We start from the raw sequence: 22,386 nt of genomic DNA, 5'->3' as shown, positions 1-22,386 counted from the left end.
GACGCCGGAGTAATCGCACGCCTCCGGCCCTCACACCTCAACATCCCTCGCGGGCAGCCGATCCGGCTCGACCTCGCGAGCTCGTGCCGGCCAAGCTGAAATACACACACCTCCCACTTCACTTCATTTGCAATCAACATTAAAAACGCGACAAAACAGAACGAGTCACGAAATTCCCGAATAAATCCACAAAATCATCACATAATCACACCCGAGACAGATCGCCCTGCAAGGTGTTTCCCTTCGTCGGTTATGACCTCGGATTGATGTGACTCGATCGACGCCGATCGTTGTCCCGCCGGGATGCGACTGTACACCGCCGCTATAATTCACTCGGTGCGCACGAAGGAATTCAGTAGGCTGGTCATGCCCAAGCCTACGTCACTGCCTCAGCGCCAGTCGTAGAGGTGGAGGTTCCATCGGCCCGGCGGCAGGGTGAGCTTTCGGAAGTCCCCGACTGCCAGATCGACCAAGCCGATCGAGCCTTCCTTGGTCGCGTGGTTAATCAGGCCCAGCGCCAAGTCCGACCCGTCTAGAGACCAGCAGAGGAGGGCAGACGTGTCGGACTCGAAGTTGACCGGGAGCTCGCGCCGATGCTTGCCCTCGATGTCCACGACGAAGAGCCGGGACTTCCGAACGCCCTTTTCGACTCTGACTTCGACGTAAGCGACGCTCCGGCTGTCCGGCGAGATCTTGAAGATGGAGAAGAGATTCTGCTTCGCCGATCCCTCCGTTAGGGTTCTTGACCCGGTCCCGTCCGGGTGGACGAGCGTGAGTCTCCCCCAATGATCCGACCCCTCCCCGAGGGTCCGCGTCGCGAGCCATGCGTCGTCGCGTGAACAATCGAGGACATAATCCTCATCTGGGATTGGCAAGCGAGTGCGGCCGGTGCCATCGGCGTCGATCAGCCAGGTCTCGAACTTCGAAACGTTCTTACCACCATCGGGTTTCTCGCTGACCTCGGCCGCGATGACAAGCTTGTCGCCGTCGTGTGACCACAACGGGTAACCCTTCCGAGGGAAGACCCGGCGCGGGGGCTTCTCGCCCTTCAGGTCGTAGACCCATATTCCGTCCTTCTTCTCGGCGAGGTCGGGGTGGAATTGCGAGACGAGCATGTACCTGCTGTCCGGAGAGAGGGGGCCGAACTCGGGCCCTTCGTACAGCGTCCGCCATCGCGCGGTTCGCGGGTCGATGGCAACCATCCCCATGAACCTGCGATCCGGGTTGCCGGGCGACATCTCAGAGGCCCGGACGATCAACTCGCCGCCCCCTCTTCGGCCCTCTCGGGGCTGGTCATCATTGGCCCGGGCGTAATGCGCTGCCACCGAGAGGGCAAGGCACCAAGCGATGCAGCCAGATGTCCTTATTGCCAGTCGTACGTGGGCCGTTCGCATGGTGTGTCCCTCAGTTGATGGGATCGAAAACTGTCGACTCTAACTCACCCTTTCCAAGTCCTTGTCGACGTAAGTCCGGACGGGGGAAGTTAGTGACGGGCGCTCTGATCCGGATATTGACCCGTCACAGTCTTACGGCCGTCGTAGAACCCGCTCGTACTCACGGGGTCCGCCTGCGATAAGCTGTGGCTGGCGGTCACACCCCCTTCGTCACTTCGTGGTCGGCGGGCGAGTAAACGTGCCCTGGCCCTGAATATCGAGATTCTCGACAACGACTCGAGCCGCTTTCCGACCCGGACCCACCCAGAACGTAACCCCGCTCGGACCGCCGGCCATTTCTCCTTCCGGCTGGTACACGAACACGTCGCGGTCCCGGTGCCGCAACGCAAATGAGTGCCTTTTCGGCCCGATCCGGAGGAAAAGCGCCCCATCTTGCTCCACCACTTCGAGGTTGCCGAAGTAGTCGTTGCGGTAGGTGCCGAGGTAGGTTTCCGAGGGCAATGGGGGCAACTTCGGTACGGGGGGCTTCGTATCGTCCGTCACCGTGCCGTAAGCGGGCTTGGCAATGGCGACGAAAGTCGGCCGGAACACCTCGAGCCAGTCGTTCTCGATCTTCCCTTTCAGCACCAGGTCGAGGAAACTCGCACTGATAGCCTCGGGCACGCCGATCGGCGCCGCGTTGGTAAGGACGACGATGCCAAGGCGCTCGGCCGGAAGTAACGTAACCGCCGTCGCCGCCCCCAGATCAAATGCGCCCGAGTGGCCCAAACGGACCCGGCCGTCGGCCTGATAATTCACGTTCCAACCGAGCCCGTAAAAGCCGGCCCGGTCGGTCGCCGAATCCTCCGGCGGGTGGCTGATGATCTGAGGCCGGTGTGTCTCAGCCAGGGCCTTGGCCGCGATGACTTGCTTACCTTCAAACTGGCCGCCGGCGAGATGCAGTCGCAGCCACCGGGCCAGGTCACGTACCGACGAGCTGGCTCCGCCAGCCGGGGACTGGGCATCGGGCTGGCGGGTGTACCGGGCGAACCACTCGCCGCCGACGCGGACGTGCAGGCGAGCCTGATTCTCGGCCGCCGCGTAGTCCGCGAAGCGAAAACTCGACGACTTCATACCCAGGGGACGGAGGAGCTTGTCGGCGGCGAGGTCCTCCCAGGCCGTCCCGGCCGCTCGCGCCCCGGCGACCCCTGCCTCCGTGTAGCCAAAGTTCGTATAGGCGAATTGCGAACGAAAGCGGTTCTCCGGTTTCACGAAGCGCAACCGTCGCAGCACCTCGGCCCGCTCGTAGCCCAAGTCTTCCAGCAGGTCGCCCGCGTGGTCCGGCAGGCCGCTCCGATGACAGAGCAGGTCGCGAAGCGTGACCTCGCGCGTGACGAAGGGATTGGCCAGGCGAAAGCCGGGGTCGTGGTCGATCACCCGGTCGTCCCAGTCGATCAGCCCCTCGCCGACCAGGACGGCCAGCACCGTCGAGGCCATCGGCTTTGACAGCGACGCGAGCTGGAAGACAGTGTCAGTATCGACCCGCGCCTCCTTGCCCACCTCCCGAACACCGAAGCCCTTGAGATGGATCACCTGATCCTGACATACGACGGCGATGGCCATGCCAGGCACGCCGGTTCGCTTCAAGGTTTGCTCCACGAGCCGATCCAGTTCGAGCAGCACTCCCTTGACACTCTGTGGGGTGACGTCCGCCGCCGGTGCCGCCTGGACCGCCAAGGGAACAAGAAAGAGAAGCACAGCCAAAGGACGCCAACCAACGGGTTTCATATGACCCTCTCCATAGAACGGCCGGGGATGCATCGGTTGACGTGGGGAGAAACGAGTTCGGCGAAGCGTTACATTTCGGAGACTGTCGCCACGTTACCGGGGGCATTTCGTCCGTCGGAAGACAGGGAGCTCACGCTCCCCGCTCGCCTTTGGACCTTCGCATGGGCTGGTTCTTTTGACACCATGGCAACGGCAAAGGGGTTGATGGATCTGGGCGGAAGACTCGGTGACGTGGCGACACGTGTCTCATTTCGTGTTGGATTTCTCCGCGGCGAGCAAGCGGCGATCAAGCTTACGTTGGGTGACGACGAGGAGGTAGTTGAAGAGGAAGGCAAACGTGATCGAGGGCGTGAGAGCGGCGAGTTGGATCGTATCGGCGCCGGGGAGCTTGCCCAGGCCCGAGGAGAGGGCGATTCCAGGCAAGGGGCTCAGGGCGAAGATCGCGACGTTGCGCGTCTGGTTGGTTCCTGTCATACCCAACATCGCCCCCACCAGCAACGGGACGAGCCAGACGAGAAAAAGGAAAAGGGTCGTGAGCATCAGGCCCGATGACCGGGTGCGGAGCGAAAAGTACTGGAGGGCGAAACCGACATAGGCCACCGTCAGGACGCCAATGGCGATCGGTCGCGAGAGCAACGCCTGCCTCGACGCCAGCCAGGCCTCGTCGGTCATCTCCTGGTTGCTGGTAAAGGCCGAGTGGTTGGCCCAGACGGAGTCGGCAACCTGATGCCGGCCAATCACGTGAACGACCGTGGTCGCCCCCACCATGACGAGACTGCAGAGGGCGAGGAGCGCGAGCCGATTGCTCCCCGCGTCCGACCAAAGACTCATCCGCCGACGGCCTTGTCGCGTGGCCCTACGCAGGCCCTTGACATACTCACCCGCATCGGGCGTGATCGCGATCGTCAGGACCATCGCAAGCAAGGAAAGGACATAGACCGACGCAATCATAAAATTATCAGTGTAAGTCGGCTCAATTGGCAGTTCGTCGGGCAGGATCCGCGCAAGGTTCCAGACTCCTCCGATGAGTAAGGTCGTCAAGGTCGCCATGCAGGCTACGGCTTGGGGCTTGGTGAGAGAATGCGCCCGCTCCGCCGCCATCTTCCGCGAAACCGCGAGCCCCACGAACCCGAGGATCGGCAACTCGACGATCAAGACCCAGGCGAGCCAGGGGATCATGAACCCGAATAAGTTCATTGGCCGGCTCTCATCCAACAGCCAGCGCGTCCCGAAATAGAAGCCGATCGATCCCAGGTAGCTGAAGAAGATCAACCCGATGACCGTCAGAATCGTCCCTTGGATCGATCCTCGCGGTTTTTTGCGCGTCATGCAACCGAGCATGGTGAACGCGTGAACGAGCCAGGTGCTCGTCAGCACGGCGACTTCCAGTTGCGCGGCCCAGGACAAGCCTTTCCATGGGTCTGATTCGTCCACGTGATAGGCGCTAAAGAGGGCAAACGGGAGCGTGATCGCGGCGAGCAAATACTCGCGAATGGGTGCCCCGAGGAAAAAACCAAGCGTCACCACGCTCGGTGGCAAGGGAGAAACCCGGTGAAAGTCAATGAGACCGGTTTCTCGGATCCCACCCAGCGACGTGTTGAGCTGGTTCGCCCCCCCGAACCAGAGAAGCAGGATCTGGATGCCAAGGACCAAGATCACGGCCGACTCGTTCCCAATCCATCGGTAAGATTGCCCCGCCCAAGCAATGCATGCGGCCAGAACAAGAATCATCACCGCCCAGGGCAACGCCTGCCCGGGCCGAAGCCGCGAGCGGCAGTGTTTGACCAAAATCGGGTTGTCGATGGTGACTTGAGCCAGACCCATTTTCGTTCGCCCCCAAATGCAATCCCACACCAAAGAAGGGAAGACAAGGCAAGTCGACGCCCTGGTTCTCGGCGAATCAAGAAAGCTCCTTGGCCCCCACCTTGAGAAAGAGCTCTTCCAGCCCCTCGCGCCGCCTTGAGAACGAGGCAACGCGAACTCCGCCCCGGACCAGCGCGGCCAGTAAGTCGCTCGTCTGTTCGGAATCGCCCCGGTAGCGAATCGAGAAGATGCCGTCGACTTGCTCGACCGACTCGGCCAGCGGGTCCGCCTCGACGATCGCGGTGAGCGTTCCCGGATCGCCCAGGACCTCGACCACCAGGACCGCTCCCCCCAGGACCCGTTCCTGAATCTCGGCAATCGTCCCACTGACAACCATCCGGCCCCGCTCCATGATCGCCACCGACGTACAGAACTCCGACATTTCGGAGAGGATGTGGGACGAGATCAGGACCGTTTTCTTCTCGGCAGCCAACGCCTTGACCACGTTCTTGAGGTCGATTCGCCCTTGCGGGTCGAGGCCGCTGGCCGGCTCGTCGAGCATCAACACCTGAGGGTCGGGGATCAGCGTCTTGGCCAGCATCAAACGTTGGCGCATCCCCCGCGAGAGCTCGACCACCATCGCACGCCGCTTTTCGGTCAGGCCGACCAGGGCCAAGGAACGGTCGATGACCAGGGGCCGCTCGGAGCGTGGAATGAAATAACTGGCGGCGAACAGGTCGAGGAACTCCCAGCACATCAGGTCGTCGTACATCGGCGGAAAGTCGGGCATGAACCCGACCACGCGGCAGGCGTCGCGTGGCCGCTCCCGCATGTCGACGCCCGCCAGCTCGATCTCACCATAGGTCGGCTCGATCAGGCCGAGCATCGCCTTCATCGTCGTCGTCTTGCCGGCCCCGTTCGGGCCGATCAGGCCGCAGACCTCCCCCGGCCCAACCTCCAGTGACAGATCGCTCACGGCGCAGATGGTGTCGTAATCAATGCGGAGGTCTCGCACCCGGATCATCGCCCCCCCTCCCCCTTGAGCCTGCCGCCATTCAAAGGATCCCGCCCCCGGCTCAGCCGAGACTCCCCCTGCACCTCAGTGTACGCGAGTGGTTCGCTCCGCAACGCGATTCATTGCCAAGCCAGGTTCGATTTCCCCAAGAATCCATAAGACTGTAGCAAGGATACCGGGATCTCGTTCCCATGCTCTGCGTGGGAATGCCGTCCGCGACGCTCCGCGTCGTCTTCCCCGGCGGGTGAGGCCGCAGAGCGGCCAGAACGGCATTCCCACGCAGAGCATGGGAACGAGTTTCTCACGCGAATTACGGCCTCCGAGGCAGACGGACGGCCCGGTTTCCTTGCGACAGACTCGAAAAAAATGGCGGTCGATGTTCTCGACATATCGTGCCCGCTCCGGGCACGGAAGCCGGAGCACGTGAACACATGTTCCCTCAAAAGCGGCCGGGCCGGCCGGGTTCCGAAGGCGGAGCCCGACCGGCCCGATGGATGGCCGCACGGTGAAAACCAGACGGCCGGGGTAGCCGCGCGACGAGAACGCGATCAATCCACGCCGGTGTTCTCGTGTGGCGGCGAACCCGTCTCGAGTCCTCGCAAATCTTCGTGGATCTGGGCGAGGATCAAGGCCCCGACCGACACCACGGTCTCACCCGCCTTCAGACCGTGGTCAACCACCACGTGATCATCTTTCTCCTGAGCGATGACGACCCGCCGTCGCTCATACTTCTCCGGCTGGTCCGGGCGGCGCACGAAGACACAGTAGCGGCCGTCGTCGACGATCAGAGCCGTTCGGGGAATCGTCGTTCGACCGGGCGTGGGGGGAATCTCCAGCATCCCGCGCACCAGCATGTCCGACTTGAGCTGATGGCCCTGGTTGGGGATCGAGGTGCGGATCCGGACGGCGTGCGAGTCCGGATCAACCCGATTCGAGATATATTCCACCTTGCCATGAATCTGATGCTCGAGGAATGGGAATCGGACCTCCCACGCCTGACCCAACTTCACGAGGTCGATGTCGCTTTCGAACACATTACCCCAGACCCAGAGGCGGTCCAGCGGGGCGATCACGAGCAGGGTATCGTTGTCGTCGTAGAGGTTTCCCGGGACCACGTCGCGTTCGATCACGAAGCCGTCGGTATTTGCGCGGAGCGTCACCCGAGCCTTACTGGCACCCGCCTCATCGTCTACCTTGTCGACCTCGGTTTCGGACAGCCCGTAGATCAAAAGTTTGTCGCGCGCCACCTCGTACTCGCGACGGCTTTTCATCTCGTTGTTCTTGGTCTCGTCGTACTGTTGCTGAGAGATCGCGCGTGACTTCAAGAGCGGTTCGCGGCTCTGGAGCAGGTTCTTATCATACAACCACTGAATCCGTTCGATCTGATAGGAGCTCTTGGCCTCGGCCAGATCCTTGCTATACAGTTCAATCAGCGGTTGCCCCTTTGTCACGGCCTGTCCCACCGAGACATGCACCTTATCGACCCGCCCCTTGAACATCGGGCGAACCTTGGTCAGAGTGTCGGTCATATAAGCGGTCGTCCCGAGTAACTCGAGGCGGATCGGCGTCGTCTGCGGCGAGACCTCGACCGTGGCCAAACCCAGCGATTTCCGGGCGCGGTCATTGATCGTGACCAGACCGTCCCAGCGCTCGAGTGACACGGGTTCAAACGACTCGAGTTGGACCGCCACCGGTTTCCCCGCGTTCCTGGACACGGTCTTCAAGACCGCCTGGACCCGCGACGGGTCAGACCAGCCGGCATAGGCCAGGCCGGCGAGGACGACTAAACCCCCGGAGACCAGGAGCCATGGACGTTTTCGGCGACCGCGCGGAGTGGTCGCCTCCGTTGCGAAAGGGCCGGCGGCGCTCGCCCTTGAGTCGTCGTTATTGATGCTCGGCGCTGATCGTGTCGGTGTCATGAGAGGTTCATAACTCCACGTCCGGCCGAGGTTCCGGGGCCGGGAACAGGGTGTAGAGGCTTGGGATCAAGAATTGAGGAAGGATCATGGCGACGATCATCCCGCCGACCACCACGATCGCCAGCGGCTTCTGCGCCTGCGAACCGACCGTGTCAGCCAGGGCCGCCGGCAACAACCCGAGGATCGCCGTCAGCGAGATCATGACCACCGGCCGGAGCAGCCGCCGCGATCCGGTGAGGACCGTCTCAGTGACGGAGATCCCCTGCGCCCGCATCTGGTTGAAGTCGTTGACGAGCAAGACGCCGTTCTGAACGACGACGCCAAAGATCGAGATGAATCCGACCGCCGCCGAGATGCTGAAGTTGGTCCTGGTCAGCATCAAGGCCCAGACCCCGCCCATCATCGCCGTGATGACTCCGGCCATGACCAGGAGGGCGTCCTTGAACGACTGGAACATCGTGTAGAGCAAGATCATAATCAGGCCGATCGAGAGCGGTACCATGACCGCCAGCCGGGCGTTCGCCTCCTGCATCTGGGCGAATTCCCCCGACCATTCCATGTGGTATCCCTCCGGAAGTTTTGCCCCGGTCTCAGGATCTTCGACCTTCCGGCGCGCCTCCTCAATGGCCGAAGCGAGGTCGCGTCCGCGCACGCTGAACTTGATCGGGATATAGCGTTGATTGTTCTCACGGTAGATATACGAAGCGCCCGACTTGTGCGGCACGATCTCGGCCAGATGCGACAAGGGGATCCGTGCCCCTCGCCCACCGTCGGCCTTGGGAACGTCGATTGGGATCCGGGCGATATCCTTCGGGTCGTCACGCAGGTCTCGGGGCAGCCTCAGCACGATATCGTAGAGCTTCTCCCCCTCAACCATCTGCGAGAAGGAACGGCCACCGATGGCCACCTCGATCACCGATTCGACGTCGGCGACGTTGAGCCCGTAACGGGCGCAGGCGCGGCGATCGATCCGGATTTCGAGGTTGGGCTGACCGACGATGTGGAACAAGCCGACGTTCTCGATTCCGGGGACCGAGCTCAGGACGTTGACGACCCGCCGACCGGTCTCCTCGAGCGTCTCCAGGTCGCCACCGAAAAGCTTGACCGAGTTGGCCCCCTTGATCCCCGAGAGCGCCTCGTCGATGTTGTCTCGAATGAGCTGCGAGAAGCTGAAGCTCAGGCCGGGGAAGTCCTCGAATTTGCGGGTCAGCTCGTCCTCGATCTTCTGGCGGGTCATCCCTTCCCGCCACTCCTCCATCGGGCGCAGAGGGACGTTGAACTCCAGGTTGAAGAAGCTGGTGACGTCCGTACCGTCGTCGGGACGCCCGACCTGGGACATGACGTCGCGCACCTCCGGGACCGACGCAATGACCTTGCGCAGCCGAGGGGCCATGCGTGCAGCCTCTTCAAACGAGACCGTGCGCGGCATGAGTGCCCGAATCCAGAGGTTGCCCTCCTCCAGCTCGGGCATGAACTCCGCCCCGAGTCCCGGCAGCAGAGTGACCGTGTAAACGAGCAGGCCCCCCATCACCGCGAGGGTCACCCAGCGCAGCCGCAACGAAACGCGAAGCATCCGCATGTAAACAGCGGTCATGACCCGGTCGATCAACGTCTCTTTCTCTTCCGTCTTGCCGTGGAAGAGGAACGAGCAGAGCACCGGAGCCAAGGTCACCGAGACCAGCAACGCCCCCAAGATCGAGAAGGCATAAGTCGCGGCCATCGGACCAAAAAGGGCTCCCGCCGGCCCGGTCATCGTGAACAAAGGGAGAAACGCACAAACAATAATCAAGGTCGAGAAGAAGATCGGCCGCTCGACCCCGCGCGAGGCCTCGGCAATCCGATCGACCAGCGGCACGGATCGATCAGCCCCAGGCTCGACGATCCGGCGATAAATCGTCTCCACGATGATGACCGAACTGTCCACGATGATCCCGAAATCTACCGCTCCAATCGACAGCAGGTTGGCCGACTGCCCCCGCAAGGACATCACCGTGATCGCAAAGAGCAAGGCGAGCGGAATCACGAGCGCGACGATCCCGGCACTCGCCAGGTCGCCCAGAAAAATGAGCAGGACGGCAATCACCAGCCCGACACCAACGAGCAGATTATGCATCACGTTGTGCGTGGTGACCTGGACCAGGTCGGTGCGTTGGTTGAAGACCGTGAGCTTCATTCCCTTGGGCAACAGCTTCGTGCGTTCGATCTCCTTCATCTTGGCCGCGACGGCGTTGGCTGTCGGCAATGATTTCTCATACTTGCGCATCATGACGATGCCTTCAACCACGTCCCCTTCGTCCCCTCGCCCGACCTTCCCCAGCCTCGGGCGATGCCCGACGATGACCTGGGCGACTTGCCGAACATAGATCGGTGTGCCGTCGGGCGAAGTGGCCACCACGACGTCACGAATGTCGTCGAGCTTCTCCGCCTCGATCGTCGCGGCCCGGCTGACGTTCGCCGGCTCGAGCGGGTCAATTCCCCCACCAAGCAGGCCGATGGCCCGGACGTTGTGCGACTGGGTGCCCAAGGTCAGGATGTCGCCGCCGACATTGGCGTTGGAGCGTTCGATCGCCTCCTCCACCTGCTGCATGGTCACGCCATATTGCTTCAAGAGCCGGGTGTCGAGCGAAACCTGGTACTGCTTGATCGTCCCTCCAAACCCGACGACGTCGATCACACCTGGAACCTGTTTCAAGGCCCGGTTGAGCACCCAGTCCTGCACGGCCTTGAGTTGGTTCGTGGTATAGCCAGGTCCGTCCAGGACGTAGCGGACGATCTCGCCGGTCGGACTCCAGGGAGAGAGTTCGGGGCGAACTCCCTTGGGCAACTCGACGGTATTGATCCGATTCAGCACGTCTTGCCTGGCGGCCCAATAGTCAGTGCCATAAGCGAACTGGCACTTAATATCATTGAGCCCGGCGATCGACGTACTGCGCAAGTCTTCCAGGCCCGGCATTCCATTCAGGGCTGTCTCCAGGGGAATGCCGACCAGCCGCTCCATCTCCTCGGGGCTGGCCCCCGAGTTCTGGCTGATGATCTCCACAATGGGAGGCGTCGGATCGGGATAGGCCTCGACGTTGAGGTTCAAGGCCGAGTGGACTCCGACGGCGATCAGCGCCAAGGCACCGAGGATGACGATGAGCCGATTGTGCAGGCTCCATTTAATCAACGCATGGACCATCGATATTGATCCTATTGCCAGCGGCAAAGCATATGGCTACAACGATTCTTGATTTACTGATAGATAACCGCGGCTCCGCGAAAGCCGCTGGGTGCCACCGATCGCACACAGCGGCTAGGACACAAATCCAAAGGAAGACCAGGTCCACCAGCCAAGGCGGCTCGGTGTAACCGGTGAGTCCCAAGACTTGCGTTCAATTCAAAATCAGATCACGGAACGACCGCTCATCCGGATCTCCGAATCGCGGCTTTCATGGCTTTTCGATGCCTCAAAGGAGTGACCGTCGATCGCCCAAGGCACGAGTCCTGTTAGGGAGATCAATGCCGCCAGAGAACGCCCTATCTCACGGCACAAACTCCTTCGATCGGGCGAAATTTCCGGCCGCCCGGCCTCAGTGAGTCGTGGCAGAACATTCCGTGAGACAATCGTGTCCCTGGGCGACCGACGGTCACCACTTTGAGACGAAACGAAAAGCAGGATGCTGTTTTCAACAACAGGTGATCAAGGATGCGCAGCGTTCCTGACGACCGGATGTTCCCGAGATGGTGGCAAGGTGGAGCGAGCCGGGATTGGCCGCCGAATCGCTCGACAAGAGCTCCCCTCGCCTCAGCCGAAGCTTCAGCGTGGACAGCGATCGCCGCACCGTCACACGGGGATTTTGATCGATCCTCAGCACGAACTGAGAGTGATGGGTGCGCCCGAGAGGCGCGCAAGGGAGAGGCGAGGTGGGTGCTTAAATCAGCAGTCGGCAAAGACTCAGAAAACGAGGCCGATCACTTCCGGAAAGGTAGCCTTCGCGAGCCAAGGGACGCTGAACGGTGTCCGGCCGAAGTACGTCGCCGACGCATTCGGACGCAATGACCGGGGACACGGGGTTGCTCTGAGGAAAGGCCTCTCTTGGCTCATCCCCCAGGTCATCCTCCGACTCTTCGGAGGCGTCGACCGCATCATTCAGCGTGAACGTCTTCTTGGATGAAAGCAGCGAATCGGCCCGAAGCGTCACCACTCGTGTGTGATCGGCCGTCCGCAAGCTCGCGAAATCGACTCGGCGTGAATGGAAATGCGAATGGGTCTTGAAGCGGCACACGGATGATGCGGAACACGCCTCGGACATGCCGAGGATCGCAAAAAGCGCTGCGATCAAAACGTAGTTTCGATGTCCGTTGAGCATGTTAAGTACGAGTGTTAGAGAATTGCTCGTCGTTGTGCAGACCCTTTGAGAATCAAACCGCCTCGTTCCAAAAAAAAGGGAATCCGGCATGAAATTCATCATACATCAGGGATCATTTTCCGCCAAGCCGAAAGTCGATCCCCTGCCTCTTGTACTCTCGTAATCAGAGACCTTGATGATTCTTGGACTCGGTTTCCCTCTGCGAAGTTCCAAATTCCACGAACAAGCAATCGTTGATGAGCCACGAAGGATTCCCGGATCGAGTGCAACGGCTCAGTTCGGCGAGTCGCTGGCGTGAAGCCGGTCGATGACGTCATGGAGTTCAGCGACTCGCTCACAGACGAAGTCGGCGCCGGCCTCGCGCAGCCGCTCGGGCCGAAACGCCGCCCAGAGGACGGCCGCGGTCTGAGCCCCTGCGTCTCCGCCCGCCTGGATATCCGCGGGAGAATCCCCCGCCATGAGAATGCCAGCGACCGGGACCCCGAGTTTTTCCGCAGCCTGGAACACCCCTTCCGAGTCAGGCTTCGGCCGGGTCACGTCGTCGCTGGAGACCAGATGCTCGACCCGATCCCAGAGACCCAACTCGACCAGAGTGAACCGCGCGGACCGCCTCCCCTTACCCGTGAAGACCCCGACTCTCCAGCCCAGCGAACGGGCGTGATCGATGACCTCGGCGATCCCCTGGACAAGCTGAACGTTCCGGCCAAGCTCCGCCTCGTAATACGAGTGGAACCGTTCCTCAGCCTCATCGAGGTCGGCGGCAGGCACCATCACGCCGATACAGTCGCGTTCGGCGGGCCCGAACGTCGCCTCCACCTCGGCGTCGGTCGGCGGCTTCGTCACCCACGGGCTGACAGCGTGGCGATAGGCATTGAAAATATGCGGCAAAGTGTCGGCAATCGTGCCGTCCAGATCCAGAAGCAAAGCCCTTGGTTGTTTCTCGGAAGTCATCGGTGCGAATCTTTCGAGGAGAGAGTCGAAGCCCAACGGGCATCCCGCCGCTGAAGGGCGCAAAGTCCTGACCTTTGGAAAGGTAATGGAGGACGCCCCGACCTGACAAGAGAACGTTGTCGAATCCCGGTCGGGACGACCAGAGGAACGTTCCTCCCCTGGCTATTGCCTACCTGGGTCAATTGTCACAAGATAGAGGAATCGCCGTGGCTGGCGCATCATTCGACGCGGCGGAATGCCAATCGAATCTATATACAACAATCCCATAATCAGCTATCATCAATACGGATCGGCGCCTGGCTGGGTGCCCTCCACGGCGAATCTCGCCTGCCCCTCGAGCTCATCAACCGCATCCACGACGGCCCCTTCGGCCCTTCTCATCTCCGCGCTCTGGCCGCGCGCCTGGCTCAAGCGAAGCACGGCCAACCGAGCCGTTCGCCAAGCGATTCCGTCACCGCGGCACTGGTCCGAAACCTGGCCCTCTATCCCGTCATCCTGGGGCATGGATTCCGACGTCTCTTGCCATTCTAAGCACGTGGACCTGGTCTTTCTTTGTATTGAATCATGTGCAAATCATGGGTGCCACGGGTTGTACTCAACCCGGGAGCCAAAAACCCGGGCAATCGTTCACGGGTTGAGTACAACCCGTGGCACCCGACGGCGATTGCAGCACCTCGGTCACCTATCAGAAAATCAAAGAAAACCGAGACCAACGGCTTAGAGCGGTTTGCGGATGCGTTGCGCACGGTGGTTGGTCTCAAGACTCAGGAGCACGTGCGGAAACGGGGACTGGCTACGGAGCGCAGCGGAGGTGCCTGTCCCCCTTTCCGCCGAGGCCGCCCGTGACGGCCCGGAAAATGGGGACAGGCACCCGGCCGCCAGGTCGTCCGGAAAAGCCGAGCATGGAGCGGGCCGGGAGCCAGTCCCCGTTTTCCTCCACCGTGCGCAATGCGATCGTAAACCGCTCTAAGCCGGGGAACTTGATTGGCTTGCAGACTCCCTGATATCCACCTCGACCAAGGAGAAGTCATCGGCGAGAAGGTGGGATTCCCCATATTCCTGGGCAAACCGCAAGACCGCGTCGGGACCGCTCGGGCCCGGGCTCGAGCCGAGGTAATCCATGAGCTCCTCGAGCTTCATCATGGAACCGCCCGGTTTCTTGATCTCGTAGACGCCGTCGCTGAAGACGAAAAGCTTGCTGCACCGATCCAGATCCACGACGCCGGCGTGAAATTCCGCGCCCGGAATGATCCCAATAGCGAAGTTTCCCACATTCAGGGCGACGGGTGAAATTCGATCGATCGACGGCCCCGAAAGCAGGAGCGGCGGGGGATGGCCACCGTTGGCATAGGTCAAGGTCTGCTTCTTACGGTCGTAGACGCCGTACCAGATCGTGAAATATTTCTCGCCATGCCGGTCCATCGGGAACGCATCGTTGAGGTGGGCCAACACCATCGCTGGGTCCAGGAAGTCGGTGTTGGGAAGCGACCGGGCACGCAAGGCGTTGGCCACCGAGATCGACAGCAAGGCGGCGCCAACGCCATGGCCGGAGACGTCGAGCAGGTAGAGGACCAGGTGGTCGGGATCGATCCAGTCGTAGCCGAAGAAGTCACCTCCCAGTTGCGAGGAGGGCTGGAACGCCCAACGGATCCGGATCTTACCGTCGAGCGGCTCGGGCAAGAGCGTCTGAACGTACTCCGCGGCCTGAGACAACTCGCGCATCAGATAGTGCTGGCTGGCGATCAGCTCTTGCTGAAGGTGAGCGACCTCCGTCAGGCCGAGCTCACGCTCGACAAGTTGTGCCATTTCCTTGAAGATCTCGAGTTGCGCCGGCTCGAGGTCTCTCGGCCGACGGTCGGCGATGCAGAGAGTGCCGACCTTCTGGCCTCCCGGCCCGGCGATCGGATAGCCCGCGTAGAATCGAACGAACGGGTCGCCCAGCACCAGCGGATTATCCCAGAACCGCTCGTCCTCGGTGGCGTCCGGAACCACCAGGGGCTCGTCCGAGAGGATGGCATGCCCGCAAAACGAGATCTCGCGGGGCGTTTCGGACGAGTTCAGCCCGCAAGAAGACTTGAACCACTGGCGGTCGGAGTCAACCAGTGAAATGTACGCCATGGGGACTTCCATGACGAGGCCCAAGACCTTGGTAATCCGGTCGAATCGCTCTTCGGGAGCCGTGTCGAGGAGGTCGAGAGAACGGAGCACCTCCAGGCGTTCGGCATCGTCCACGGGGATCGGTGCGGCGATCATCAAACCTCCTCAAGGGGACGCGAAGGCCAAGGCCCCTGGCTGGCTGGGCCCGCCTCTGGCCTCGCTGAGCTCCGACAGCGTTCATTCTAGCCGCACAAATCCCGTTCGTGAACGCGCCGGCGACCCAGGACCCTCCGTACGGGCCACTTACACCTCAACCTTGTAGTTCAAATCAATCTCATGGCCCGGGAGACCGCGAAAACCCCAGTTGTGCCGGGGCGTTTCCGTAATCGTCACCTCAACGTCTTGCGGGCTGGTCCCGATCTCCTGCGCGATCCGCTCGAAAAGCAGGCGGATCAGGTGGGTCTTGGCCTCCACCGATCGCCCCTCGAACATGCTGATTTCAATGATTGTATAGCGATCGGTGCGGCCGGCCGGCGAGTAGAAGTCTTCGGCTTCCATCGGAAAGAAACGATGAGCCCGCTTGTCGGGCGGAAAATGGAGCGCATCCACCACACAGGAGTGGATCACATCGGACAACCGCGCCTTCACGGGATTCAAGGCGTCCTTGATGCCGTAGATCTTGACCTGGGACAAATCAATCGACTCCTCTCGATAAAAACAATCGTCAAAGGCACAAAACCGTGCCCAGGATCGTTATTCCTGAGCAGGAATGGCCGCCCCTTCTACCCCACAAAACACAAAAATACACATCGACAACATCAATCGTTCGCAACCTCCGATCCGTGAAGTTGCCGGAGTCCATCCAGCCCGTCGATGCTTGTCCGATTCTTCTGCGCCTTATATTGTTCGAGGCTCTCTTTCCCTTTGGTTTCGGCGTAGACCGTCAACTGGTCGCGTTCCCCTTTGTACTCATAACGCGGGACGCCCCAACCGCACGAGTCTGCGATCCGCTCGATGTCCATGACGACCACCGAGCGAGTCGCTGGGTGAGGAGGGAAATTTGCCACCAGGTCGTCCCATCCCGGTTCACCCGGCTCGACCGCCCTTCCCTGCCCATACAGCCGCAAGATCAAAGGGCGTCCCTCAAAGGCGCAGAACATCAGGGTGAGCCGGCCGTTCTGTCGCAGGTGGGCCAGGGTCTCAATTCCACTGCCGACGAGGTCGAGGTAAGCGACCGTCTTCGGACCGAGAATCCGGAAGGTGTCCAGCCCTTTGGGAGAGAGGTTGAGCATCCCCTCCAGCGACGTTGGCGCGGTTCCAACGAAGAAGAGATGCTGGCGCTGGATGAACTGCACCAGGGTGTCGTCCAACTGCTCGTAGAGCTTTCCCATCCGAATCCTCTGGTTTCTCGATCGTGGGTAACCGTTCAGGGTCAGCTCGGCTTCCGGGCGGACAGGATCACGAGCGGGAAGGCGAAGCGGATTCGGCCATCCACCGGGTGAGCACCAACGCCCAGGCGGTCGACTCCCAGGTCCTGGGCAAAGATTCGGCGCACCTCGTCGGCATCGCCCGGATTCGGGAAGGAAATGCCGAGGAGTTCCTCCAAATCCACGCCGAGCTTGTCGAACGTGATCGTCGTCCCCTCCAGGCCCGCGTCGTCAAAGAGGCCCTCGAGTTCGTCGAGGCCCAAGGCCCGGACATGGGAGGGGTCACGAAGCCTCTCGACCTGATCGTACGCCTCAGCCTGGTCGGGACTCACCGTATAAACATCCACCACCACGACCCGCCCCCCTGGTTCACAGACCCGTACCATCTCGGCGAGAACCGTCTTGGGCTCGAGCAGATGATGAAAAGAATAGCGGGTGAAAACAAGGGAGAAGGAAGCGTCGGGGAACGGCAACGACCCGACGTCGCCGACGTGCCAGGCCAGGTTGGCCAGCCCTTTGGAGCGTTGCAAGGCCTGCGCCTGCTCGATCATCGCCGGAGTGAGGTCGATCCCGGTCACGTGAGCGGCCAGTTCGGCAAAGCTGCAAGCGGTCAGACCGGGGCCGCAAGCCAGGTCGAGCACACGATCCGAGGCGGAAACCTTGCAAGCCTCGAGGACGAGCCGGAAGGCATCCTCATTCGAGTGCGCGGGCATCTCTTGAAATGGAACGGCCTGACGGGTGAACTGATCGACAATCCGCTGACGATGGCCTTCGGTATCGCTCGCTCGACTCACAACTTCGCTCCCGTTTCTTGACTTGAGATCGTGGGTTCCGGCCTGACCCCGCCTGGACACACCCCATCGACCTGGGGTTCGCTCCAACGCCGCGAATCAAGGGTTCACGGATTGACGACGGGAAAGTCTCAGGAGACACTGGCGGTCCCATGAAAAGGCGTTGTTTCGATTCGGAACAGGCACCCATATTTCGTGGTAAGGCTCAGGAAACGAACCGGTTATGACGCTTACGGCTTTGGGCCTGATCCTTGCCGCGGCCGTGCTCCACGCCCTCTGGAACCTGCTCGCCAAACAGGCCGGCGGGGGCGTCATTCTGGTCTGGCTCTACGGTACGACTTCGGCGGTTTTGCTGACGCCCATCGCCATCGCACTGGCGATCATCGATCGTCCCGCGCTCAGCCTGACGGGCCTATCGTACACTCTGGCCAGCGTTCTGATCCACGTCGCTTACTTCGTCGTCCTCCAACGCGGATACAAGGTCGGCGACCTCTCCCTGATCTACCCCCTGGCGCGAGGCACCGGGCCGGTCCTGAGCATGATCGCCGCAATCGTGCTGCTCGGCGAGCGCCCGACCACGCTGGCTCTGCTCGGCGCGATCCTCATCGCGATGGGCGTCTTCGCCCTCGCGGCGCCGGCCCGCGGCCCGACGGGCGTCACCAAGCAGGCCGTCGCCCTGGGGTTGCTCACCGGCGTTCTGATCGCCGCATACACCATCTGCGACAAACAGGCCGTGAGCCGTTATCGCGTGCCGCCGCTGATTCAGCAGTGGGGAACGAGCGTCGGGCTCGCCGCCGTCCTCGCCCCATTGGCGATCCGCCGCCGCGCGGAGGTCCGTCACTGCTGGACCCACCACTGGCGAGCGGCGATTGCGATCGGCGTACTGGTTCCGACCGCCTACATCCTCGTTCTCGCCGCGATGAGCTTTACCCCGGTGAGCTACATCGCCCCGGCCCGAGAGGTGAGTATCCTGATCGCCACCCTCATGGGCACACATCTTCTGTCAGAGCGTCAGTCCTTCATGCGGATCGTCGCCGCCGCGACGATGGTCGTCGGCCTGGCGGCCCTGGCCATGGGTTGATCCGTCGGAAATCCCAAGGCAACTCCGCTCTGAAGCTCCTCCGCAACGCCGTATCACAAGACAACGCCAAAGCTCCGTCCCTTCGGATCCAGCGTGGTCCTTGGGCTCATCAGTCCAGCTCGCGTCCTCGATGATCAGCGATCTTCAAAAGGCTTACGATTCTTCACTTTAACATCAATCGGCTTATTTTCACGTACAGGCATTGATTCGTAATCACAGATGACCGCCGGATTGAGATCGATCAACAACCGTGGCGGTGAGGCGCCTGCCTTGAAGTCCTTCGGGCGTTTCTGACCAGGACCACTCAAGCCAATCAAGAGATGGCGTTTACCGAGCGAATAGATGCCGCGATAGGTCAATGGGGGTTTATCATTCGCGGTCATTGCGAGCATCAGATCAATCGTCGGCTGATTCGCTTCGACCCCCAGTTTCAAAGTGAATGCCTTCTCCTCAATGGTTCCCACCTTGATAGCCTGATCAAGCTTTGGCCCTCGAAAGAGGAGCTGATCGCCCTTAATGATGAGCTGGACTTGAGGTGGAATCCTGGCGGGTTTCCCGGAGGGAGGCGGGCCGCCGAGTTCCGTGATCGACCCAAACCAGGTCCCCTGAAGAAGTTGGAGGTCCAAATCCGGCGAACCAGTCACCTTCTTCGCAGCGATTTTCGTCGGTTGACTTTCATGAGCTTCGGCTCGCCTTGGTTTCGCTGGCCCCTCGAGAACTTCGGCCGTCACAACCTGCCCGCCCAGGCTGAGACCGACGAGCCCCGCCATGAGGACATAGGCCACGACAACCTTGATCTTGGACAGGGCGAGGGCCGTCAACACACTTTCCGCCAGGTAAATCACCTGAGCCGAAAGCAACTCCGTGGCCGCTCGTCCGCCGGTGAATGACCCCGCAGCCCTGGCCGTCGATCCCACCAATGCAAGAGGCAGGCTCGCCGAGTTTGCTTCCTGAGCCAATGCGAGCACCAGGGTTCCCACCGAAAGCCCCTGCCCATGGCGGTTCAGGCGCTGCGTAAGGAGGGCTCTTGCCCGTGAAAGTCGGCCCGAGAGCGTTCCGATCGGCCAGCCCAGTCGGCCAGCCGCCGCTTTATGGCTCTCCCCCTCGAGGTCGCAGAGAACAATGGGGACGCGATACTTCTCGGGCAGTCGGCTGAGCTCCTGATCGAGCCACGGGCCCAGGTCGTCCGTAAGGCTGGGCCGATGGGTTGGCGGTTCGGGCATCGTCATGACCTGCCTCTCACGCTCCCCTCGTTTCAAGATCAGGCTCCGCGCCTTGAGGGCCGTCTGCACCGCGACCCCGTACAACCAATTGGCGAGCCGCTCGCGCGGGACAATCGAGTCTCCCTTGCGGGCGAGCACCAGGAACGTCGCCTGGAACGCATCCTCCGCGTCATGATGACGATGCAAGACGCGTCGGCAGACGCCCCAGACCATCGGCCCGTGCCGGTTGACCAACTCTTCAAAGGCCGCTTCCTCCCGCCGAGCCAGGAAGAGGTCGAGCAGTTGGCCATCCGTGCAGCTTCCGAGCGCCCCAGCGCCGAACAAGGTCCGAAGGTCTCGGTACATCGTCTTCATCGGACTATGCTCCCTGGCGCCGGCCGCGCTGATCGCTCGTCGTGAGCCTCTCCTTATCCATCTATTTACCCGGTCACCCCTGGTTTCATACGACTTTTTCAGCCAAGGCCAAATCAAGCCTTGGCAATCGCCAGGAGGTCATCTGCCATGAAGCGATTGCAGGACTCCAAGCGTCTCGGAAACATGCCGGGCCGCCTGGAACTGTGAGGAGAAAAGGCTCCTGATGATCCCATCACGATCGATCAGGAACGTCGTTCGCCCTGGGATGAGTCCCAGCGTTTTCTTGACCCCGTAACGGGCCCGCACCTGCCCGTCGGCATCACTGAGCAGCAAAAACGGCAAGCGATGGCGATCCGCAAAGCGCTGGTGCGACTCCGCGGAATCGGAGCTGATGCCGATCACCTCTGCCCCCGCCTCTTGGAACGCTTCGTAGCTGTCGCGGAACGAGCAGGCTTCCTTGGTGCAGACCGCCGTTTCATCCTTGGGATAGAAGAACAAGACGACGTCGGCCTTCCCCCGATAGCTGGCGAGACTCACCAGCTCCCCCGACGCGGCTGGGAGCGTGAAGTCGGGCGCTGGATCTCCGACCCGAAGATCTTTTGTCTCTGCCATGGCGGTTCTCCCCTGTGATGAGCCCACCCGATCGTGTCGAAGCTCACCGATGCTTCGGTTCGCCGACCTCAATCACACCATGACTATCATGGTTCCGCCGTCCTTCACAATTCCAGAATCCTGGCGACCCGCCCGCCCGCATCAGCGATCAACTCGGTCAAGATCGGCTCGTCCCAACTCCAGCGCTGGCCACGACCAGCAACCCTCCTCAAGAAACGGCGATACGCACCCGAGCGTTCGATCCCGAGGAGCCGCGCAACGCAATCAAGGTGGTCCATTCTCCATCGAATCCAATGTAGACTAAATCGCGTTGTCCGAAGCTCGCGACCGCCTCTCAGGAGTCTCTTCGAGCCGATCGAGCGGCTTGGCAAGAAAATATCGCTCCTGATCGGACAGGTCATTGGGCAACGTCCCGAAAACCGTGAATCCGAGCCATTCGCATGATGTTGAGGATTTCTCATGAAGAGTACTGGGCACCTCACCCTGATCGACCTGCTGGCCGTTGTCGGTGCCACCGGGCTAGGTTTGGCCTGGGTGAAGTGGGTCGCCCCCCCCGATCGATCCGACGCTGCCCTGATTGTCCTTGGGCCAGTCGTGGGCATCCTCTGGCATCGGCTGCGCGGGGGACGGGGTATTCTCGGCGGGACCCTGGGCGGGGCAGCTTACGCGGGAATCTTTTTGCTCTACTTCTTCATGGGTCCGCAAGGCTCGAAATTGGCAGGCTGGACGTTTAAGATGAAAGCCATGTTTATTATTCTCATCTCCCTCAGCTGCGCTTTCACCGGCACGGTCCTGGGAGTCGCTGCATGGCTGATGGCCGCCGCGATGGGACGGCCACGCGCCCCCAAGCCGTCCGTGATGACCTCTGCCGTCCAGGCCGATCCCGACTCGAATTGAAACCAAACGACCCCGACCTTGTAAGGTGGGAGTACTTTGCACAATGCCCGGCACAACCCAATCCGTGTGGCTGCGAGTCCTGATCAGCACGACGATCGGCGTGGCGATGGCCGGGATCACATTCGAGAGCGCGTTTCGCGGGATGCGTGACGCGAGCGCATACGAGGATTCGCACAGGGAGGCGTTTCGGAACGTCACTTTGATAAGAGAATCTCTCGAAGCCTTTCGTAAGGAGAGTGGACGTTATCCCCGGAACTTGGCCGATCTCAAGGGCACGCGCTCCGATTCTCTTGAGACCGATTCATCGGGACGGGTTCTGGACCCCTGGAAGCACCCTTTTGAGTATTCGTCCGACGGGCAACGGTACACTCTCCGCTCGCTCGGGCTTGACGGCAAGCCGGGCGGACTGGGGCTGGCCAGGGACCTGGACGCTCGGGAAATCGTCCTGCGGGATAAGGTGTATGAGTTCCCGCGTCACGACTTCCGCCCGACGTTCTGGCAGTACACCTTCAACCTCAATACCACCACTCCGGTCAAGGTCGCTTGTGCCCTGGCGGGACTGTTCGCCGCCGTCGCTTGTTTCGTGACTCTGGGCAATCAGCACATCCGACGAGCCAACATGCTTGGCAGGCTATTCATCACCCTGCTGATGTGTTGCTTCATCACATCGATCATTACCGCCCTTCATACCCCGAGTCACCATTGA

The 22,386-nt window shown here is 61.3% G+C and carries 19 protein-coding genes; 3 read left to right on the top strand and 16 right to left on the bottom strand.

Going from position 1 to position 22,386, the window contains the following annotated elements; genetic code table 11:
* Positions 1 to 389: 389 nt before the first annotated feature.
* The 13 genes from V5E97_RS10800 to V5E97_RS10740 all read right to left on the bottom strand — a co-directional run bounded on the left by V5E97_RS10800 (position 390) and on the right by V5E97_RS10740 (position 17,516).
* Complete coding sequence (locus V5E97_RS10800; RefSeq protein WP_406699330.1) at positions 390 to 1,394, bottom strand: TolB family protein; 1,005 nt, start codon at positions 1,392 to 1,394, stop codon at positions 390 to 392.
* 210 nt (positions 1,395 to 1,604) lie between these two features.
* Entirely contained in the window at positions 1,605 to 3,161 is a 1,557-nt protein-coding gene (locus V5E97_RS10795; RefSeq protein ID WP_406699329.1) for a serine hydrolase, read from the bottom strand.
* Between the two features lie 246 nt (positions 3,162 to 3,407).
* Complete coding sequence (locus tag V5E97_RS10790; protein ID WP_406699328.1) at positions 3,408 to 4,985, bottom strand: hypothetical protein; 1,578 nt, start codon at positions 4,983 to 4,985, stop codon at positions 3,408 to 3,410.
* A gap of 76 nt (positions 4,986 to 5,061) precedes the next feature.
* Positions 5,062 to 5,988: an ABC transporter ATP-binding protein gene (locus tag V5E97_RS10785; RefSeq protein WP_406699327.1), complete on the bottom strand. Its 927-nt coding sequence runs from the start codon at positions 5,986 to 5,988 to the stop codon at positions 5,062 to 5,064.
* Between the two features lie 539 nt (positions 5,989 to 6,527).
* Complete coding sequence (locus tag V5E97_RS10780; protein WP_406699326.1) at positions 6,528 to 7,898, bottom strand: efflux RND transporter periplasmic adaptor subunit; 1,371 nt, start codon at positions 7,896 to 7,898, stop codon at positions 6,528 to 6,530.
* A 7-nt stretch (positions 7,899 to 7,905) separates the two neighbouring features.
* Complete coding sequence (locus V5E97_RS10775) at positions 7,906 to 11,076, bottom strand: efflux RND transporter permease subunit (protein WP_406699325.1); 3,171 nt, start codon at positions 11,074 to 11,076, stop codon at positions 7,906 to 7,908.
* A gap of 733 nt (positions 11,077 to 11,809) precedes the next feature.
* Positions 11,810 to 12,106 carry a hypothetical protein gene (locus tag V5E97_RS10770; protein ID WP_406699324.1) on the bottom strand — a complete coding sequence of 99 codons (297 nt, stop codon included), beginning with the start codon at positions 12,104 to 12,106 and terminating at the stop codon, positions 11,810 to 11,812.
* A gap of 414 nt (positions 12,107 to 12,520) precedes the next feature.
* The gene (locus V5E97_RS10765; RefSeq protein ID WP_406699323.1) at positions 12,521 to 13,198 is read right to left on the bottom strand and encodes an HAD family hydrolase; all 678 of its coding nucleotides are present in this window, start codon (positions 13,196 to 13,198) and stop codon (positions 12,521 to 12,523) included.
* A gap of 279 nt (positions 13,199 to 13,477) precedes the next feature.
* Positions 13,478 to 13,702, bottom strand: a complete 225-nt coding sequence (locus tag V5E97_RS10760; protein ID WP_406699322.1) for a hypothetical protein — start codon at positions 13,700 to 13,702, stop codon at positions 13,478 to 13,480.
* A gap of 462 nt (positions 13,703 to 14,164) precedes the next feature.
* Positions 14,165 to 15,451, bottom strand: a complete 1,287-nt coding sequence (locus tag V5E97_RS10755) for a PP2C family protein-serine/threonine phosphatase (RefSeq protein ID WP_406699321.1) — start codon at positions 15,449 to 15,451, stop codon at positions 14,165 to 14,167.
* Positions 15,452 to 15,598: 147 nt separating this feature from the next.
* Entirely contained in the window at positions 15,599 to 15,988 is a 390-nt protein-coding gene (locus tag V5E97_RS10750; RefSeq protein ID WP_406699320.1) for a tautomerase family protein, read from the bottom strand.
* A 125-nt stretch (positions 15,989 to 16,113) separates the two neighbouring features.
* On the bottom strand, positions 16,114 to 16,686 hold the full coding sequence (locus V5E97_RS10745; protein ID WP_406699319.1) for a pyridoxamine 5'-phosphate oxidase family protein: 573 nt from the start codon (positions 16,684 to 16,686) through the stop codon (positions 16,114 to 16,116).
* Between the two features lie 41 nt (positions 16,687 to 16,727).
* A complete protein-coding gene (locus V5E97_RS10740; protein ID WP_406699318.1) occupies positions 16,728 to 17,516 on the bottom strand; it encodes a class I SAM-dependent methyltransferase in 789 nt (262 codons plus the stop codon).
* Between the two features lie 220 nt (positions 17,517 to 17,736).
* Between V5E97_RS10740 and V5E97_RS10735 the strand changes: the two genes are divergently transcribed.
* Positions 17,737 to 18,594: an EamA family transporter gene (locus V5E97_RS10735; RefSeq protein WP_406699317.1), complete on the top strand. Its 858-nt coding sequence runs from the start codon at positions 17,737 to 17,739 to the stop codon at positions 18,592 to 18,594.
* Between the two features lie 134 nt (positions 18,595 to 18,728).
* On the opposite strand, the gene V5E97_RS10730 is transcribed toward V5E97_RS10735, so the two are convergent.
* The 3 genes from V5E97_RS10730 to V5E97_RS10720 form a co-directional block, all read right to left on the bottom strand.
* Complete coding sequence (locus V5E97_RS10730; RefSeq protein WP_406699316.1) at positions 18,729 to 20,171, bottom strand: sigma-70 family RNA polymerase sigma factor; 1,443 nt, start codon at positions 20,169 to 20,171, stop codon at positions 18,729 to 18,731.
* A gap of 138 nt (positions 20,172 to 20,309) precedes the next feature.
* The gene (locus V5E97_RS10725) at positions 20,310 to 20,783 is read right to left on the bottom strand and encodes a peroxiredoxin (protein WP_406699315.1); all 474 of its coding nucleotides are present in this window, start codon (positions 20,781 to 20,783) and stop codon (positions 20,310 to 20,312) included.
* 104 nt (positions 20,784 to 20,887) lie between these two features.
* Complete coding sequence (locus V5E97_RS10720; RefSeq protein ID WP_406699314.1) at positions 20,888 to 21,061, bottom strand: hypothetical protein; 174 nt, start codon at positions 21,059 to 21,061, stop codon at positions 20,888 to 20,890.
* Between the two features lie 181 nt (positions 21,062 to 21,242).
* Between V5E97_RS10720 and V5E97_RS10715 the strand changes: the two genes are divergently transcribed.
* Both V5E97_RS10715 and V5E97_RS10710 read left to right on the top strand, forming a co-directional pair.
* Positions 21,243 to 21,680, top strand: a complete 438-nt coding sequence (locus tag V5E97_RS10715) for a hypothetical protein (protein WP_406699313.1) — start codon at positions 21,243 to 21,245, stop codon at positions 21,678 to 21,680.
* Between the two features lie 43 nt (positions 21,681 to 21,723).
* Complete coding sequence (locus V5E97_RS10710) at positions 21,724 to 22,386, top strand: type II secretion system protein GspG (protein WP_406699312.1); 663 nt, start codon at positions 21,724 to 21,726, stop codon at positions 22,384 to 22,386.

It is taken from the genome of Singulisphaera photorubra (assembly GCF_045290345.1).
GTDB lineage: Bacteria > Planctomycetota > Planctomycetia > Isosphaerales > Isosphaeraceae > Singulisphaera.
Note: the sequence above shows the minus strand (reverse complement) of the source record. Positions and strands in the feature narration are given on the sequence as shown.

Excerpts from the sequence above, each read along its gene's own strand:
- V5E97_RS10755 (WP_406699321.1), bottom strand. The coding sequence starts at position 15,451 with ATGATCGCCGCACCGATCCCCGTGGACGATGCCGAACGCCTGGAGGTG.
- V5E97_RS10795 (WP_406699329.1), bottom strand. The coding sequence starts at position 3,161 with ATGAAACCCGTTGGTTGGCGTCCTTTGGCTGTGCTTCTCTTTCTTGTT.
- V5E97_RS10730 (WP_406699316.1), bottom strand. The coding sequence starts at position 20,171 with ATGAAGACGATGTACCGAGACCTTCGGACCTTGTTCGGCGCTGGGGCG.
- V5E97_RS10710 (WP_406699312.1), top strand. The coding sequence starts at position 21,724 with ATGCCCGGCACAACCCAATCCGTGTGGCTGCGAGTCCTGATCAGCACG.
- V5E97_RS10735 (WP_406699317.1), top strand. The coding sequence starts at position 17,737 with ATGACGCTTACGGCTTTGGGCCTGATCCTTGCCGCGGCCGTGCTCCAC.
- V5E97_RS10775 (WP_406699325.1), bottom strand. The coding sequence starts at position 11,076 with ATGGTCCATGCGTTGATTAAATGGAGCCTGCACAATCGGCTCATCGTC.
- V5E97_RS10760 (WP_406699322.1), bottom strand. The coding sequence starts at position 13,702 with ATGCCCCAGGATGACGGGATAGAGGGCCAGGTTTCGGACCAGTGCCGC.
- V5E97_RS10725 (WP_406699315.1), bottom strand. The coding sequence starts at position 20,783 with ATGGCAGAGACAAAAGATCTTCGGGTCGGAGATCCAGCGCCCGACTTC.
- V5E97_RS10780 (WP_406699326.1), bottom strand. The coding sequence starts at position 7,898 with ATGACACCGACACGATCAGCGCCGAGCATCAATAACGACGACTCAAGG.
- V5E97_RS10765 (WP_406699323.1), bottom strand. The coding sequence starts at position 13,198 with ATGACTTCCGAGAAACAACCAAGGGCTTTGCTTCTGGATCTGGACGGC.
- V5E97_RS10785 (WP_406699327.1), bottom strand. The coding sequence starts at position 5,988 with ATGATCCGGGTGCGAGACCTCCGCATTGATTACGACACCATCTGCGCC.
- V5E97_RS10720 (WP_406699314.1), bottom strand. The coding sequence starts at position 21,061 with ATGGACCACCTTGATTGCGTTGCGCGGCTCCTCGGGATCGAACGCTCG.
- V5E97_RS10745 (WP_406699319.1), bottom strand. The coding sequence starts at position 16,686 with ATGGGAAAGCTCTACGAGCAGTTGGACGACACCCTGGTGCAGTTCATC.
- V5E97_RS10715 (WP_406699313.1), top strand. The coding sequence starts at position 21,243 with ATGAAGAGTACTGGGCACCTCACCCTGATCGACCTGCTGGCCGTTGTC.
- V5E97_RS10800 (WP_406699330.1), bottom strand. The coding sequence starts at position 1,394 with ATGCGAACGGCCCACGTACGACTGGCAATAAGGACATCTGGCTGCATC.
- V5E97_RS10790 (WP_406699328.1), bottom strand. The coding sequence starts at position 4,985 with ATGGGTCTGGCTCAAGTCACCATCGACAACCCGATTTTGGTCAAACAC.